General features: G+C 69.5%; 11 protein-coding genes. 8 read left to right on the top strand and 3 right to left on the bottom strand.

Annotated features, from left to right (window positions below; all coding sequences use genetic code 11):
* Nucleotides 1-12: 12 nt before the first annotated feature.
* Nucleotides 13-2,925: a leucine--tRNA ligase gene (gene leuS, locus BLR41_RS21445; RefSeq protein ID WP_092632350.1), complete on the bottom strand. Its 2,913-nt coding sequence runs from the start codon at nucleotides 2,923-2,925 to the stop codon at nucleotides 13-15.
* Nucleotides 2,926-3,348: 423 nt separating this feature from the next.
* Here leuS and BLR41_RS21440 point away from each other — a divergent pair, with 423 nt between their 5' ends.
* A complete protein-coding gene (locus BLR41_RS21440; protein WP_092632347.1) occupies nucleotides 3,349-3,879 on the top strand; it encodes an SdpI family protein in 531 nt (176 codons plus the stop codon).
* Between the two features lie 102 nt (nucleotides 3,880-3,981).
* On the opposite strand, the gene BLR41_RS21435 is transcribed toward BLR41_RS21440, so the two are convergent.
* On the bottom strand, nucleotides 3,982-4,554 hold the full coding sequence (locus tag BLR41_RS21435) for a YqgE/AlgH family protein (protein WP_092632344.1): 573 nt from the start codon (nucleotides 4,552-4,554) through the stop codon (nucleotides 3,982-3,984).
* A gap of 323 nt (nucleotides 4,555-4,877) precedes the next feature.
* A complete protein-coding gene (locus tag BLR41_RS21430; RefSeq protein ID WP_092632510.1) occupies nucleotides 4,878-6,329 on the bottom strand; it encodes a CCA tRNA nucleotidyltransferase in 1,452 nt (483 codons plus the stop codon).
* A gap of 382 nt (nucleotides 6,330-6,711) precedes the next feature.
* Between BLR41_RS21430 and BLR41_RS21425 the strand changes: the two genes are divergently transcribed.
* The 7 genes from BLR41_RS21425 to trxB form a co-directional block, all read left to right on the top strand.
* Nucleotides 6,712-7,245 carry an NUDIX hydrolase gene (locus BLR41_RS21425; protein WP_092632341.1) on the top strand — a complete coding sequence of 178 codons (534 nt, stop codon included), beginning with the start codon at nucleotides 6,712-6,714 and terminating at the stop codon, nucleotides 7,243-7,245.
* The gene (locus BLR41_RS21420) at nucleotides 7,242-9,707 is read left to right on the top strand and encodes a DUF6049 family protein (RefSeq protein WP_143013154.1); all 2,466 of its coding nucleotides are present in this window, start codon (nucleotides 7,242-7,244) and stop codon (nucleotides 9,705-9,707) included. Before BLR41_RS21425 ends, BLR41_RS21420 begins: the two co-directional genes overlap by 4 nt.
* Before the next feature lie 328 nt (nucleotides 9,708-10,035).
* A complete protein-coding gene (gene murJ / locus BLR41_RS21415) occupies nucleotides 10,036-11,955 on the top strand; it encodes a murein biosynthesis integral membrane protein MurJ (protein WP_218120306.1) in 1,920 nt (639 codons plus the stop codon).
* A gap of 137 nt (nucleotides 11,956-12,092) precedes the next feature.
* Nucleotides 12,093-13,736, top strand: a complete 1,644-nt coding sequence (locus BLR41_RS21410; RefSeq protein ID WP_092632331.1) for a protein kinase family protein — start codon at nucleotides 12,093-12,095, stop codon at nucleotides 13,734-13,736.
* A gap of 246 nt (nucleotides 13,737-13,982) precedes the next feature.
* The gene (gene sigM, locus BLR41_RS21405) at nucleotides 13,983-14,591 is read left to right on the top strand and encodes an RNA polymerase sigma factor SigM (RefSeq protein ID WP_092632328.1); all 609 of its coding nucleotides are present in this window, start codon (nucleotides 13,983-13,985) and stop codon (nucleotides 14,589-14,591) included.
* Nucleotides 14,588-15,457 carry a hypothetical protein gene (locus BLR41_RS21400; RefSeq protein WP_092632325.1) on the top strand — a complete coding sequence of 290 codons (870 nt, stop codon included), beginning with the start codon at nucleotides 14,588-14,590 and terminating at the stop codon, nucleotides 15,455-15,457. The genes sigM and BLR41_RS21400 overlap by 4 nt, the downstream gene beginning before the upstream one ends.
* A 242-nt stretch (nucleotides 15,458-15,699) precedes the next feature.
* Nucleotides 15,700-16,706: thioredoxin-disulfide reductase (trxB, locus tag BLR41_RS21395; protein ID WP_143013133.1), on the top strand; the 1,007-nt coding region annotated here is incomplete at its 3' end.

The raw sequence follows: 16,706 nt of genomic DNA, 5'->3' as shown, positions 1-16,706 counted from the left end.
ACGGGAAAGCGATCAGCCGACCACGTTGACCAGCCGCCCGGGAACCACGATCACCTTGCGCGGCTCGCCGCCGCCCAACAGCTCGACGACCCTGCTGTCGGCCAACGCGGCGGCGCGGATCTCGTCCTGCTCGGCCGAGGCCGAGACGGTGATCCGGGAACGGACCTTGCCGTTGAACTGGATCGGGTACTCGACCGTGTCGTCGACGAGGTACTCCTCGTCGGCCACCGGGAACGGCCCGTGCACCAGGCTCCGCTCGTTGCCCAGCCGCGACCACAGCTCCTCGGCCAGGTGGGGCGTCAACGGGGCCACCAGCAGCACCATCGGCTCCATCACCGCGCGCGGCGGGCCGGCGGCACCCGAGTACGCCTTGGTCACCCGGTTGTTCAGCTCGATCAGCTTGGCCACGGCGGTGTTGAACTGCAACGCGCCGTAGTCCTCGCGCACCCCGGCGATGGTCTTGTGCAGCGCACGCAGCAGCTCGACGTCGGGTTCCTCGTCGGTGACCCGCACCTCGCCGGTCCGCTCGTCGACGACGTTGCGCCACAACCGCTGCAGGAAGCGGTGCGAACCGACCACGTCCTTGGTCGCCCACGGCCGCGAGGCGTCCAACGGCCCCATGGACATCTCGTAGAGCCGCAGCGTGTCCACGCCGTAGGCGTCGGCCATCTCCTCGGGCGAGACCGAGTTCTTGAGGCTCTTGCCCATCTTGCCGTACTCGCGGTTGACCTCCTCGCCGTCGTGGAAGTACTTGCCGTCCTGCTCGACGACCTCCTCGGCGGGCACGTAGACACCGCGCGAGTCGGTGTAGGCGTAGGCCTGGATGTAGCCCTGGTTGTACAGCCTGCGGTACGGCTCCTCGGCCGAGACGTGCCCCAGGTCGTAGAGCACCTTCTGCCAGAACCGCGCGTACAGCAGGTGCAGCACGGCGTGCTCCACGCCGCCGACGTAGAGATCCAGCCCGCCCGGATCGTTCGCGCCGTGCCGGTCGGGACGCGGCCCCATCCAGTACCGCTCGTTCTCCGGGTCGACGAACCGCTCGTCGTTCTCGGGATCGATGTAGCGCAGCTGGTACCAGCAGGACCCGGCCCACTGCGGCATCACGTTGGTGTCGCGGTGGTAGTGCTTGAGCCCGTCGCCCAGGTCCAGTTCCACCTCGGCCCAGTCGGACGCCTTGGAAAGCGGCGGTTCGGGACGGCTGTCCGCGTCCTCGGCGTCGTAGGTGCGCGGGGAGTAATCGGCCACCTCGGGCAGCTCCACCGGCAACTGGTACTCCGGCAGTCCCCTCGGGTTGCCGTACTCGTCGTAGACGATCGGGAACGGCTCGCCCCAGTAGCGCTGCCGCGCGAACAGCCAGTCGCGCAGCTTGTACTGCACGCTGCCGTTGCCGTGCCCGTGCTGCTCCAGCCAGGAGACGACCTTGGTCTTGGCGTCCTCGACCGCGAGACCGTTCAGGCTCAGCCCCGTGACCTCCGAGGCGGAGTTGATCGCCGGTCCGTCACCGGTGTAGGCCTCGCCCTCGAAGTCGGCAGGGGGTTCCACGGTGCGCACGATGGGCAGCCCGAACTCGGTGGCGAACTCCCAGTCGCGCTGGTCCTGCGCGGGGACCGCCATGATCGCGCCGGTTCCGTAGGCCAGCAGCACGTAGTCGGCGGCGAACACCGGAACGAGTTCGCCGTTGACCGGGTTGACCGCGCGCAGCCCGGTGAAGACCCCCGTCTTGTCCTTGTTCTCCTGCCGGTCCAGCTCGGACTTCGTCGCGGCGAACTCGCGGTAGCCCGCGAGGGCCTCAACAGGCCCCGAGTAGCCGCCGGTCCAGCGTTGATCGGTGCCCGCGGGCCACTCGCCGAACTTCTCGGGATCGGCGAGGATCTCGTCGACCAGCGGGTGTTCCGGGGCGAGCACCATGTAGGTGGCGCCGAACAGGGTGTCCGGCCTGGTGGTGAACACCTCGATCGTCTCGTCCCGGTCCTCCAGCGCGAAGCGCACCTCCGCGCCCCGCGAACGACCGATCCAGTTGCGCTGCATGGTCTTGACCTTGTCCGGCCACTCCAGCCGGTCCAGGTCGTCGACGAGCCGGTCGGCGTAGGCGGTGATCCGCATCATCCACTGCTTGAGGTTGCGCCGGAACACCGGGAAGTTGCCGCGTTCGCTGAGACCGTCCGCGGTGACCTCCTCGTTGGCGACCACGGTCCCCAGCCCGGGGCACCAGTTCACCGGGGCCTCGGAGAGGTAGGCCAGCCGGTAGGAGTCGATGATCTCGCGCTGCCGGTCGCGCCCCAGTTCGTCCCACGGGGTGCCGTCCGGCGTGGCCCGCTCACCGGAGGCGAACTCCGCTTCGAGCTCGCTGATCGGGCGGGCCCGCCCCCTGCCCTGGTCGGCCTCGGTGTCGTACCAGGCATGGAAGATCTGCAGGAAGATCCACTGCGTCCACTTGTAGAACTCGATGTCGGTGGTGGCGACCCGGCGCCGCTCGTCGTGACCGAGCCCGAGCCTGCGGATCTGCGTCAGGTAGCGCTCGATGTTGTTCTCGGTCGTGGTCCGCGGGTGGGTGCCGGTCTGCACCGCGTACTGCTCGGCGGGCAGCCCGAAGGCGTCGAAACCCATCGTGTGCAGCACGTTGCGCCCGAGCATCCGGTGGTAGCGCGCGTAGACGTCACTGCCGATGAACCCGAGCGGGTGCCCCACGTGCAGGCCGGAACCCGAGGGGTAGGGGAACATGTCCTGCACGAACAGCTTCTCGGATGCGGCGCCCTGCCCACGCAACGGTCCCACCGGGTTCGCGGCGTGGTAGCTGCCGAGCTCCTCCCAGCGCCGCTGCCAGTCCCGCTCGATGTCACCCGCGATGCCCGCGGTGTACCGGAAGGGGGGCGTGTCGTCGCCCGCACCATCCGTGCCCTGTGAGTTCCGTTCCGCGCCACTCATCGTGTGCGTTTCCTTCCCCTAGTCCGTCGCTCCGACTCGCCGGGTAACGCTCCGAGCGACTCATCGGTGTGCCGCCACTGAAAAGTTAAAAACCCCTCAGCCCTTGCCGGGCATGAGGGGTTGCCGCGCCGAGGATCGATCGCCTCAGCGCGGCCTCGTAAGCAGTCGGGCGGTGGCCACGACGGCCAGCATAACCGGAGCGTAAAGCGCGATGACCGGGTGGGAACCCCCGACAGGGGGACAGGTGCGAACGATGCGGCTGCCCCGGACGGCGTCGCGGCCGACGTTCGAGACCGAAGAGGCGGATCCGGGGCCTACGGCGGGAACCGTAGCAGTGGAGTCGGAGTGCCACCACGTGTGCTCCCGCGCACCCGAGGCGGGAGCTGTCCGTCCCCCTGCGCGGCGGCGTCGTAGGCTGGCGGGGTGGCACTTGCATCGCTGATCATCGTGTGTGCCGTCGTGATCGTCGCCGGTCTCGCCGCGCTGGTTCTGGGGTGGCGCGGGTTGCGCGGCACGCTGCCGCGCAACCGGTACGTGGGGGTGCGAACCCCGGCGGCGCTGCGTGACGACGAGACGTTCCGACTGGCCAACCGGGTGGCCGCTCCGCCGATCCTCGCGGGGGGAGCGATCGCCGTGGTGGTGGGATGCTGCCTGGCCGCGCTGGGCGGCACCGGCACGGGATGGCTGATCACCGGGATCGGCGTGCTCGGCGCGCTGGTGCTGATAGTGGCCGGTGGCGTGCTCGGTGGGCGAGCGGCCGCAGCGGTGCCCGAGACCGCGCCGGCGGCTTCCGGATGTGCCACCTGCTCCTCGGCACCCGCCGGGAACGTGTCCGAGCCGAGCGGTGGTGGCTGTGCCGCGGCGGGACTGTGCTCGGCGGCGGGCGGATGCTTCGCCGCCACGGCCACGGGAGCCAGTGGGGGCGAGGGCACGGCTCCACCGGACGACCGGTGAACCGGGAGCACCGCGAGGTGGCTTCCACCGAGGAGCACTGCCGCGCACCGAGGCGGGTGCGCACCGGCACGGCACTTCCGCTGCCCGCGCGGGAGAACTCGCTCAGTTGAGCTGGACATCCCCCGGATGGGTGGCCAGAAAAGCCAGTGGCGGCCCCTGCCTGCGCAGCACCCCGGCCCACAGGTTCTCGTCGGGCGGCGCGATCACGTCCTCCGGCAGGGCGGGGAACACGTGCCAGTCCCCCCGGTCGATCTCGCCCGCCAGCTGCTGCCTGCCCCAGCCCGCGTAGCCCGCGAAGAACCGCATCCCGCGTGCCTGCCCGGCCAGCTCGTCCGGATCACTGTCCAGATCCACCAGCCCCACCGGGCCGTTGACGCCGACGATGTTGCTGAACTCCCCGGCGTCGACTCCGGTCCGCAGCGCGGCGAGGCAGATCGCGGTGCGCTGCTCGACGGGGCCGCCGACGAACAGCGACTGGGGTTCGCTCGCCAGCTCGCTCCACTTGGGCAGCACGTCGTGCACCGGTATCCCGCTGGGCCGGTTGAGCACTACGCCGAGCGTGCCCTCGTCGTGATGGTGAATGACGAAGACCACCGCACGACTGAAGTTGTCGTCCTGCAGCGTGGGCGCCGCCACCAGCAGCGTCCCCGGTTTCACATCCGTGTCGGATCCCACCCGCCCATGATCTCACTATCGGGAGGAGTTGGGGAGCAGCCATTCCCGCCGCGGAGTGCCGGGGCGCCGATACCGCAGCTCGGATCCCCACTGGCCGGCACGTCCGCCCCGCGTACCGGGACGGCGACTGCCCGGCAGCGCGGGAGGGCAGCGGCGGGGGACGCGACCCGGCCTCGATTTCGCGCGAAATCGACGGCAGGCGGCAGCGGGGGCGGCGACAGCTATCGAGGGCACAGCGCCGGGAGCAGTGCGCAGGAGCCGGTAACAGTGAGCACTACTACCGAGCAGTGATGCTCACTAATAATGCCGACTACTGCCCCCGACTACTGCTCCGGCGGCTCGATCCCCTGCTCACGGGCCCAGCGGCGCAGTTCGGCGATCGCGTCATCCCGCTCCAGCGGGCCCTGGTCCAGCCGGACCTCCTTCAGATGGCGCCACGCCTGACCGACGAGAGGACCCGGACTGATCCCCAGCAACCGGATGATCTCGTTGCCGTCCAGATCCGGGCGGACCCGCGCCAGATCCTCCTCCTCGGCGATGCGCTGGATGCGGGCCTCCAGGTCGTCGTAGGAGCGCTGCAGCGCCCGCGCCTTGCGCTTGTTGCGGGTGGTGCAGTCGGCGCGGACCAGCTTGTGCAACCGCCGCAGCAGATGCCCCGCGTCGTTGACGTAGCGCCGCACCGCCGAATCGGTCCAGTTGCCCTCACCGTAGCCGTGGAACCGAAGGTGCAGGTACACGAGATCGGAGACGTCGGAGACGACCTCCTTGGAGTACCGCAGCGCGCGAAGCCGCTTGCGAGCCATCTTGGCACCGACGACCTCGTGGTGGTGAAAACTCACCCCGCCGCCCGGTTCGAAACGGCGGGTGGCGGGTTTGCCGATGTCGTGCAGCAACGCGGCCAGCCGCAGCACCAGATCAGGCTCACCATCGGGGTCCTCGGCACGCTCCAGGTCGATGGCCTGCTCCAGTACTACCAGTGAGTGGTAATAAACGTCCTTGTGCTGGTGGTGCTCGTCGATCTCCAGCCGCATCGCGGGCAGCTCGGGCAGCACGTACTCGGCCAGGCCGGTGTCGACCAGCAGTTCGATCCCGCGGCGGGGGTAGCCACCGCAGAGCAGCTTGGAAAGCTCCGTCTGGATCCGTTCCGGCGTGATGCGCTCGATCTCGGCGGCCATCCGGCGCATCGCGTCGAGCACCCGCTCGGCGGGCTCGAAGCCCAACTGCGCCGTGAACCGGGCGGCGCGCAACATCCGCAGCGGGTCGTCGGCGAAGGACTCCTCCGGCGGCGCGGGGGTGTCCAGCCGCTGCTGGACCGCGTCGCGCATGCCGCCGTGCGGATCGACGAACTCCCCGGAGATCGGTTCGACCGCCATCGCGTTGACCGTGAAGTCCCGGCGCAACAGGTCGCCGGTTATGGAGTCGCCGAAGACGACCTCGGGGTTGCGGCTGGTGCGGTCGTAGGTGTCGGCCCGGAACGTCGTGATCTCCACGGTGACGCCGTGCCGGTAGGCCCCCAGGGTGCCGAACTCGATCCCGGTGTCCCAGATCGTCTCGGCCCAGCCGTCCAACAGCTCGCGCACCCGTTCCGGTCGCGCGTCGGTGGTGAAGTCGAGGTCCCCGCCGAACCGGCCCAGCAGCACGTCGCGCACGCTGCCGCCCACGATGTAGAGGGACAACCCCTCGGCCGCGAACCGTTCGGCCAGTTCCCGCGCGGTCGGCACCAGTCGCGACAGCTCCCGCACCACGTTGTGCTGCGCCGTCCGCACGGCGGTCACTTCGGGGTCGTCGGTCCGCGCGGCGGAGTCGTGGGAACCTGCGGCGTCGAAAACGGAAGGGGACACGGCGTCAGGGTATCGGCCCCGAACGAGCCCACCACGGCGGTCACCGCACCTCCTCCCTGCCGGGGCCGGAGCGCGTGCGGAGCCGGCCGAGCCGGTGCGGCGTCCCGGGCGGGAACTCGTGGAACATCCACCGTCGAACCGGAGTGCGGCCGGGCTCGTGATCATTACTATGATCGCATCGTTCGTAGCCCGAACGGGTGATCCCGGATGATCGAGGGGAGCAGACCGAGGGGAGCAGGGCCCGCGACGGACGGAACGCGCCACGGCGGTTGTCGAGAACAACGGTTATCCGCCCGATCGCATTACCATCGGCTACATGCCCCCTCTGCCCGGTCGCTCCGGCGGCTCCCGATCCAAACGTCGGGGGCCGCGGCGGCGGCGCGGGCTGCGGACCGTGGACGAGACCTCCGCCGGTGGGCTGGTCGTCGACGGGGGATGGGAGAACGCCGCCGTCATCGGACGTTCCGACCGGCGAGGCCGGTTGCTGTGGTCCCTGCCCAAGGGTCATATCGAGACCGGTGAAACACCGGAGGAGACCGCCGCACGAGAAGTATCCGAGGAGACGGGCATCATCGGACGGGTAATCCGCCCGATCGGGACGATCGACTACTGGTTCGTCGCGGACAACCGGCGAGTGCACAAGACCGTGCACCATTTCCTGCTGGTGGCCATGGGCGGCGATCTTTCCGACGAGGACGTGGAGGTCACCGAGGTGGCGTGGATGCCGCTTGGTGAGCTGGACAGGGCTCTGGCCTACGCCGACGAGCGCAGGCTCGTCCAGCACGCGATCGCGCTGTTCGGGCCCGGCACGGGCAGCGCGGAGTTCGGTACCGGAACGGAGCACGGATGACCCGCGGCCCCGGTCACGTACGAAAGCGACGCGGCGCACGGATCCGGTTACGGGTGGGCCTGCTGCTCGTGGTGAGCGCCCTGCTCGCGGCGTTGGCCCCCGTGGCCGCCCCGGTGGCCGAGGCGCAGCCCACCGAGCGGATCGACATCGCCGTCTCCACGGTCACGCCGCAGCTGGTTCGGAACGATTCGTCGAACACGCTGACCATCAACGGAACCATCCACAACACCAGCGACAGCACCCTGCGCGACCTGGAGATGCGACTACAGCGCGGCGAGGCGCGCGCCACCCGCGCCAGCGTGCTCACTGCGCTGCGGGACCGGGCGTCCACCGCCGTGGTGCGGACCAGGTTCGAACCGGTCGCCGCCGAACTGCCCGCGGGCGCCCGGACTGACTTCGAACTTCGGGTGACGCTGAGCGGCACGGACTCCCGCGCACTGCGCATCGGCTCCCCGGGGATCTATCCGCTGCTGCTCAACGTCAACGGTGAGCTCACCTCCCAGCGGCGGGCCCGCGTGGGCTCCACCCGGTTCATGCTGCCCGTGCTCTCACCTCCGGGCGGCTCCCCGGCGTCCCCCTCCGAGAGCACGCCGGTGACCACGCTGATACCGCTGATCGACTACCCGAGGATGATCCAGCAGCGGCTGCCCGGACGGCCGACCATCCTCACCGACGACCGACTCGCCCGATCACTGGCGCCGGGCGGCAGGTTGCACGGCATGGTCCGGGCGGTGTCCGAAGAAGTCCCCCCGGACGCACCGCTGGGCAAGGGACTGTGCTTCGCGATAGACCCGGACCTGATCGTCACGGCGAAGGCCATGGCCGAGGGCTACCGGGTGCGCCGGGACAACGGCGAGACGGTGCGGGGAACCGGTTCCGAGGCCGCCAAGGCCTGGCTGGACGACCTGCGGGCGGTGACCGAGGGACGTTGCGTGATCTCGGTGCCCTACAGCGACACGGACGTGGTGGCGCTGGGGCGTGCGGAACTGCCCGAACTGATCGAGGACTCGCTGGACGGCGCGGACGCGGTGAGCGAGACGCTGGGCGTCGAGGTCCGCGAGAAAGTCCTCTGGCCGGTGGACGGGGCGCTGGACGAACCGGCCGCCTCGCAGCTCGCCGGCACCGCGGTGAGCACGATGCTGCTGCACCCCGACTCACTCGCGAGCACCGACGGGTCGCTGCGGCCGGTGCGGCTGAGCACCGCGAACTCCGATTACACGCCGAACGCTCGACTGATCGACCCCCTGGTGGCCGACGCGCTCAACCCGATGCGCGGGCAGAGCGCCGCCAACTCGACCCGGCTCTCCCCGCTGGGTGACGCCACCCCCGCGCTGCTGGACGGCCTGGCGAGCCTGACGTTCCGCTCCCGGAGCGCGACGGTGCCCGGTACCACGCTCATCGCTCCACCCCGCCGCTGGAATCCGGACGAGGGAGAACTGCGCGACTTCCTGTCGGGGCTGCGAACACTGCGGGACGCCGGTTTCGTGCGGCCGACGGCCCTGCCCGAGTCCGGCGGCAGCTCGACGAAGCAGGGAGCCGCCGGAACGCGGGAGCAGTCCGCCGGGAGCGGTCCCCAGCAGGTGGCGATCACCTATCCGACGAGCAGCGCCGCCGACGAGATCCCGCAGCGGGTGCTCGACGAGCTCGCGACGCAGAACCGCAAGGTCGGCCAGCTCTACCGGGCCGCCGCGCGTGAACCCGCCAAGAACGTCGACCCGGCCAGCGTGACCACGCCACTGCGCAACGGGCTGCTGCGCGGGGCCTCCAGCGCCTGGCGGGGCGAGAGTGGGACGGCCCGGCGATGGGTGGACACGGCGGAACAAACCCTGCGGGGCGTCCTCGGCAGTGTTCGGCTGGGGAATCCTAAGCCGATCTCGCTGACCTCGAGCAACGGCAAACTGCCCGTGACGGTGGTCAACAACCTGCCGGTGACCATATGGTTCGAGCTGCACGTGGACAGCCCACGCGGGGTGAGCGTGGACGACCTCGGCAGGCTGAAGGTCCCCGCCAACGGCAAGCGCCAGTTCCTGCCGAAGCTGCACGCCGAGCGGGCGGGCAAGTTCACCGTGGATGTGACGATGCGCACCGAGGGAGGCACGAAGCTGGGCAGGACCCAGCGCATCCGGGTGAAATCGAACGCCTACGGCGCGGTTTCGCTGATCATCACGATCAGCGGTGCGGCACTGCTCGTGCTGCTTTCCGGCAGACGTATCGTCCGCCGGATCAGGGGCCGCAACGGCACCACCGCGCCGGACGATGCCGACGGGACGAACGGTACCGCCGGGACGGCTGGGCCCCAGTCGGGTCCGAACGGGAGTGAGCCATCCGACACTCCGCCGAAACCGCCTGAAGCGGAGAATTCGGACAAAACGAGCGAAACACCGCTCGGTTCGGGGGACGCCACCGGAACGGACGACGCGTCCGAACGCCCGGCCACCGAAAATGATCCACAGCAGAGCTGAGACCCTTTGTCCCGAGCCCCTGTGACCTGAGCTCCTGCGACCCGATCCCCTGTGCACGGACTCGCGATCGGCTTCCGGGCGCACCGGAACACGGCGGCCCCGGGGTGCTCCCCGCTCCGGGAACACCCCAGTGGTCGGGAAACCCCCGGTCGTCGGGAAACCCCCGGTCGTCGGAGGCGTCGCTCGCTGGTCGGCGAGCGCACGAGGATCATCTCGCCGGAGCGTGGCGGCCCGCCCACCCGTAACGGCGAGCCATCGGGTGATGCGGCCTCAGCTAACCTGGCCGGGTTGCACACGTACGGGTGAGCATGCCGATCGAAGGAATGAGTTGGTGAACGGAGACAACCGCACCGGATCCCTCGGTTCACGAGGAAGCCCCGGTGGGGAGGACGCTCACCCGACAGAACCGCTCCCACGGGTGACCGGTTTTCCGGCGGCCCCCACCGCGGCACCGGAGACGGACACCTCCGGCAACGCCGCGGAGCTGACCCAGCCGATCCCGACCGTCGGCCACGGCCCCGGCAACGTCCGGGCCGAACAGCACACCGAGGTCTTCCCCAGCGTCGACGACAGGGCCGAGCGCTTGACCACCGACCGAGAAACCGCCGGCGCCCAGGGGGAGGAGACTTCCGAACCCCGGCACAGCGGCGGCAAGAAATCACTGCTCAAAGCCAGCGGCTCGATGGCGATCGCCACGCTGATCAGCCGGATCACCGGCTTCGGCTGGAAACTGGTGCTGGCTTACACCATCGGCTTCAGCGTGGCCAACGACTCGTTCACCGTCGCCAACACGCTGCCGACCAGCATTTTCGAACTGCTCATCGGCGGTGTGCTCACCAGCGTGATCGTGCCGGTGCTGGTGCGGGCGCAGAAGTCCGACGCCGACGGCGGGCAGGAGTACGTGCGCAAGCTGCTGGCCGCCTCGGGACTGGTGCTGCTGCTGGGCACCCTGCTGTCCCTGCTCGCCGCACCGGGACTGGTCTGGCTCTACATGGGCGACTCCGAGAAGGCCAACCCGGAACTGGCCACGGCTTTCGCCTACCTGCTGCTGCCCCAGATCCTGTGCTACGGCGCCAGCGCGCTGTTCGGCGCGCTGTTGCAGTCCAAGCAGATCTTCGGCCCGCCCGCCTGGGCACCGGTGATGAACAACGTGGTCATCCTCGCCACGCTCGGCGTCTACACCCTGCTGCCCGGCGAACTGAGCGTGAATCCGGTGCGGATGACCGACGCGCACCTGCTGACCCTGGGGATCGGTGTCAGCTGCGGTGTGCTGGCGCAGGCCTGCGTACAGCTTCCGGCCTTGCGCCGGACCGGGCTGAGTTTCCTCCCCAGAATGGGCTGGGACTCCCGGCTGTCCGAATTCGGCGGGATGACGCTGTGGATGCTGGGCTACGTCGGGGTCAGCCAGGTCGGACTGTTGGCGCTCTCCCGCGTGGCCACCGCCGCCGACCCCGGTGCGTGGTCCATCTACAACTACGCGTGGATGCTGCTGCAGCTGCCCTACGGCGTGATCGGGTTCTCGGTGATGACGGCGATCCTGCCGCGCATGAGCGCGGCCGCCGCGGACGGGGACAACGAACGGATGATCGGCGACCTCTCGCTGGGCAACCGGCTGTCCACCGTCTCGCTGCTGCCGATCAGCGCGGTGATGACCGCGCTCGGCGTGCCGATCGCCATGGCGCTGTTCTCCGTCAGGGACGGCATCGGCTCGGTCGAGCAGCTCGGACTCGCGTTGGTCGTCTCCTCGTTCGGGGTGCTGCCCTTCGCGATCACCATGATGCAGATGCGCGCCTTCTACGCCCTGAAGGACGCGCGGACCCCCACGCTGATCATGGTCGTGATGACCGTTGTGAAGGTGTTACTCGCGATCGGGGTGGCCGCTCTCCTGCCCGAGGAGAGCGCTGTCCTGGGGATAACGTTCACGAACTCGTTCACCTTCGTCATCGGTTCGCTCGTCGGCGAGCTCTGGCTGCGGCACCGACTGGGCCCACTGGGCACCCGCCGTTTTCTGAGCACTTTGGGCAGAACGCTGGCGGCTTCCGTGGCAGGCGGGGCACTGGCATGGCTGGTCAGCACCGGTATCGACACGCTCGTTCCCGGCGAGGCCGGTGCCTTGATCGGTTGGCTGCAGGTGGTGTTCGGCGGCACTATCGGGCTGGCCGCCATCTTCGGCGTGATGTGGCTGCTGCGGGTTCGGGAACTCCAACCCGCGTTCAACCGAATTACGGGTCTGCTGCGTCGCCGCTGAGGACGGTGTCACGTACTCTCGAACGGGGAGTCTCTACGGCGGGGCGGACGGGATCATGGTGGGCTACGGCCGCCCTTGCACGAGCGGGGTTCGCGTTCGGCGACCCTTTGCCGACGGGAAGAATCGGGAGACGGCAGGTGAGCGGAAAACCGACCGAGCAGCCGGGTGCCGGACAGCACGAGGACACGATCCACAACGAACGAACCGTGCGTCGGGAGGACACTACGAGTACGGCACACGCATCCGAGCAGCGACTCGCGCCGGGAGCGGTACTCGACCACGGACGATATCGGCTGCTCGCCAAGGTCGGTTCGGACAGTCGTTGCAACGCTCAGCTCTGGCGGGCCAAGGACGGCGTCCTCGGACGCGACGTCTCCCTGACGATCATCGTGGGGGACAGCACCGACACCACGCAGACCTCGGACGCGCGCCGCACGCTGGAACGCGCGATGCACGCCAGCACTTTCAATCACGTCGGAGTCGCCAGGGTGCTCGACGTGGTCAGCAGCGCTCCCGGTGATCCGGACGGCGTGCTGGGCATCGTGATCGCGGAGTGGACCCACGGCAGCGACCTGACCGAGTTGATCTCGGACGGACCGCTGGCCCCGGGAACCGCCGCCAGGCTGCTGCAACCCCTGGCCGCCGCCGTGGAGGCGGCGCACCACGCGGGACTTGTGCTGGGCATCGACCACCCGCAGCGGGTGCGGGTCACCGGCGACGGCGAGATCCGGATGGCGTTCCCGGGGCCGATGCCGGACGCGGGTTCCGGGGAGGACGTGCGCGGCCTGGGCGCCGTGCTCTATCTGCTGCTGACCGGCCGCTGGGCGCTGTCCGGCAGTCCGGAGGGCGTCTCCTCCGCACCGGCGGGCCCCGACGGGACAGTCGTCCCGCCTCGCACGCTGCGCCCGGCCATCCCGCTGGAACTGTCCACGGTGGCGGTACGCGCACTGGGCAGTCCGGAGTCGAACGGCACCACCGGCGGGGTGCGAACCGGCGCGGCGGTGCTGCGGGTGCTGGAGCAGTACGCACAGCAGGACGCGGGCGAAGCCGTGATGCACTCGGCCCCCGCGGGGGTGGAAGCTCGTGGTGACGACGTCTGGCAACGCGAGGACCCCAAACCGGATCCACGCAAACGGCGCAAACTGATCTACGGGGTCGGAGCCGTGGCCGTGGTGACGCTCTTCGTGGTCAGCTGGCTGGCCGCCATGCTGATCGGCATGTTCGTGGGCCCCACGGATACGGCGGGCCCCAACCGGATCGTCGGTGGGGAGACGAACAGCGACTCGCAGCAACCATCCTCGTCCAGCTCGGAGGAGAGCTCCCGGCCCCAGCCGAAACCGGTCGCGGTGACCGGCTCGGACGTGTTCGTCACCGAGCAGGACCGGGACAACCAGGACGAGGTCGGCCTGGTGCACGACGGCGACAAGGGCACCAGCTGGCAGACCGACGGCTACAACGACCAGCTCGGAACCGGTTTCAAGAGCGGGATCGGCGTCCTGCTCACCCTGGAGAACCCCTCGAAACTCACCGAAGTGGACGTCACTTCCCCCAGTTCGGGGACCGAGCTGGAGATCCGGGCGGCCTCCGACGACTCTCCGGAGCTGTCCAGCGCGAAGGTGATCGGCAAGGGCGAACTCAGCGACGGAACCACCACCATCCCGGTGAAAACCGACGAATCCACTTCGCACGTGCTCGTCTGGATCACCGGACTCTCCCAGGGCGACCGCTACAGCTCCGAGATCGAGGAGATCGAGCTGCGCGGCGTCAACGGGCAGACGTGACTCGGTGATCCGGCACGACGCTACGAGACGACGCGACGTGCCGGCGGACGGGCCGCGCCCCTCCCGGCGGCGAGCTCCCGGCGGGGAGGGGAGGCACCGAGCCGCTGGGAACGCCGGTTCCGGAGTAGTTCTCGCACCCCGGCACCGTCGGGACAGGACACCAGAACGTCCACTCCGGTGGGCCTGCGCCCCCCTCTGACCAATCTGGTGGATGTGTAACAGCGCATAATCAGTAGGGTTCGTGGCGTGTCAGAAACCGCCAGTTCGGATGCCGATCTCATAGCGGCTCACCTATCCGGGGACCGGCAGGCGTTCTCCGAGCTCTTCCGGCGGCACCGTGATCGACTGTGGTCGGTGGCCCTGCGGACGATGCGCGATCCGGAGGAAGCCGCCGACGCGCTGCAGGACGCGATGATCTCCGCGTTTCGCAACGCGGGTTCGTTCCGCTCCGAGTCCAGGGTCACCACCTGGCTGCACCGGATCGTGGTGAACGCCTGCCTGGATCGAATTCGCAGACGTCAGACCCGAGCCACCGTCCCACTACCGGAGGACGGCCCGGGCGAGCCCGCACACCCGCACGACAGAATAGCCGAGCACGACACCCGGATGGTCGTATCGGACGCGCTCGGCGAGCTGCCGGAAGATCAACGAGCCGCTATCGTGCTCGTGGACGTCGAGGGATATCCGGTTTCGGAAGCGTCGAGACTGCTCGGCGTGGCCGAGGGCACCGTCAAAAGCCGCTGTGCCAGAGGCCGGATCAAGTTGGCGCAACTTCTCGGGCATCTACGGAACCCGAGTGCGGACGCGCACGTCTCAGACGAAGGCATGGCCACGCGTCGACGGGAGGGACGATGAGTGGCGAGGATCGGCGTGCCGGTGAGCACGGGGTTCCGGAGTGGTCCCCCGAGATGCTGGCCGAACTGCACGCGGGAGCGCTCGACGAGGAGACCGCGGCGCGACTCCGGCCCGTGACGAGCGCTGATCCGGCCGCCGCGGCGGTCCTGACCGCGCTGGAGACCACGCGGACCCAACTGGCGGAAGAGGTCGCCGTCGAGATACCGGAGGAGGTGGCGGCCCGCATCGAGCGGTCACTGGCCGTCGAACCGCTTCCGGTGGCCACGGACGGGGCCGACGGGCAACCCGACCACACCGTCGGAGCCGAGGTCCACGGGGACGAGCGGGCGGACTCCCCCGGGGCGCCGGTGCCGGAACGGGCCGAAGTGATCGACATCGGACGTGCTTCCGGCCGGGGCGGCAACCGACGCCGCCGGGGGCTCGCGTGGGGCTCGGGTCTGGTGGCCGCGGCCGCGGCGGTGTTGGCCGTGGTGCTGGTCACGGTTCCGGGCGGTGAACCCGGCGGCGACCGGGCCGGGGACACCGGTTCGGAGCCCCCGGTCGCCACCGACACCTCGGATCCGCCGTTGGCGCTGACCGGGGAGCAGGCGACGCTCACCGGCGAACAGTTGCAGGCGGTGCTCTCCTCCGAGGAGGAGTACGCGGGCGGGCTGGACGACCCCGGCCGACTGTTGCGGTGTTTACAGGCCAACGGGATCTCCGACAGCGACCCCATGGGAGCGCGGCGGATCACCTTCAACGGTGAACCGGCCCAGCTGATGGTGCTGTCCACCGGCGAGGTCGGCCGGTTCCGGTTATTGACGGTCGGCCCCGAGTGCGGGGCGGGCGAGCCCGCGACCCTCTCGGACACCGTGATCGGTGGCTGACCGGGAGAACCGAACCGGCTCGTCCGCCGGGGTGCTCTACCTTTCCGTTCCGTACGGCGAGGTCGACGAGCCGCCCGGGCGGTGACAGCCGGGTTCACCCCGGCCTCGGACCCACCGGTCCAGCATGTGGGCGGGGGCACTCACCCGGCCGGTGCGGGAACAACCGACACCTAGTATCACGTTGACGATGATGCGCGCGGACACCGACCACGCGCGAACGACGTGACGAGGGAAGGGGCGCGGTGACTGGCGACGTGCGGAATTTGATCGTCGTGGGCTCGGGTCCTGCCGGGTACACGGCTGCGGTGTATGCGGCGAGGGCGGAGCTGCGACCGTTGGTCTTCGAGGGCACCCAGTACGGCGGTGAACTCATGACCACGACCGATGTGGAGAACTATCCCGGATTCCGCGACGGGATCATGGGCCCCGAACTCATGGAGCAGTTCCGCTCGCAGGCGGAGCGTTTCGGGGCGGAGCTCAAGACCGCCGACGTCGAGGAGATCGATCTCGGCGGGGAGATCAAGACCGTCACCTCCGGCGGTGTGGAGTACCGGGCCAGGGCCGTGATCCTGGCGATGGGGGCGGCGGCGCGCTACGTCGGCGTACCCGGTGAGGACCGGTTGTTGGGGCGTGGTGTGTCGGCGTGCGCCACCTGCGACGGGTTCTTCTTCCGCGACCAGGACATCGCCGTGGTCGGCGGTGGTGACTCCGCCATGGAGGAGGCCACCTTCCTCACCCGGTTCGCGAACTCGGTGACCATCCTGCACCGTCGCGAGGACTTCCGCGCCTCCAAGATCATGCTGGAACGCGCACGGGCCAACGACAAGATCCACTGGCGCACGAACACCGTGGTCACCGAGGTCAACGGGGACGGGACCGTCTCCGGGCTGACCGTGCGTGACACCGTGACCGGGCAGGAGTCGCAGCTGCCGGTGACGGGCATGTTCGTCGCGATCGGGCACGATCCGCGGAGCAAGCTCGTCACCGACCAGGTCGAGGTGGACGAGGAGGGCTACGTGCAGGTGCGGCATCCCTCCACCGCCACCAACATCCCGGGTGTGTTCGCCGCGGGTGACCTGGTGGACAAGACGTACCGGCAGGCTGTCACGGCTGCCGGTTCGGGTTGCTCGGCGGCCATCGACGCGGAGCGTTGGCTGGCCGAACACGAAGCCTCCGAGGCGGCCGAGGTCGCACCGGAACTCGTCGGCGGTGGCTACGGAGCCGCCACCGAAGCCGACACCGCGGCAGC

This window comes from Actinopolyspora mzabensis (assembly GCF_900101095.1).
GTDB classification, from domain to species: Bacteria; Actinomycetota; Actinomycetes; order Mycobacteriales; family Pseudonocardiaceae; genus Actinopolyspora; species Actinopolyspora mzabensis.
The sequence above is the reverse complement of the archived record's forward strand: the minus strand, read 5'-3'. Positions and strand labels throughout refer to the sequence as shown.

Coding starts and splice junctions, on each gene's coding strand:
- leuS (WP_092632350.1), bottom strand. CDS start 2,925: ATGAGTGGCGCGGAACGGAACTCACAGGGCACGGATGGTGCGGGCGAC.
- BLR41_RS21420 (WP_143013154.1), top strand. CDS start 7,242: ATGACCCGCGGCCCCGGTCACGTACGAAAGCGACGCGGCGCACGGATC.
- BLR41_RS21400 (WP_092632325.1), top strand. CDS start 14,588: ATGAGTGGCGAGGATCGGCGTGCCGGTGAGCACGGGGTTCCGGAGTGG.
- BLR41_RS21425 (WP_092632341.1), top strand. CDS start 6,712: ATGCCCCCTCTGCCCGGTCGCTCCGGCGGCTCCCGATCCAAACGTCGG.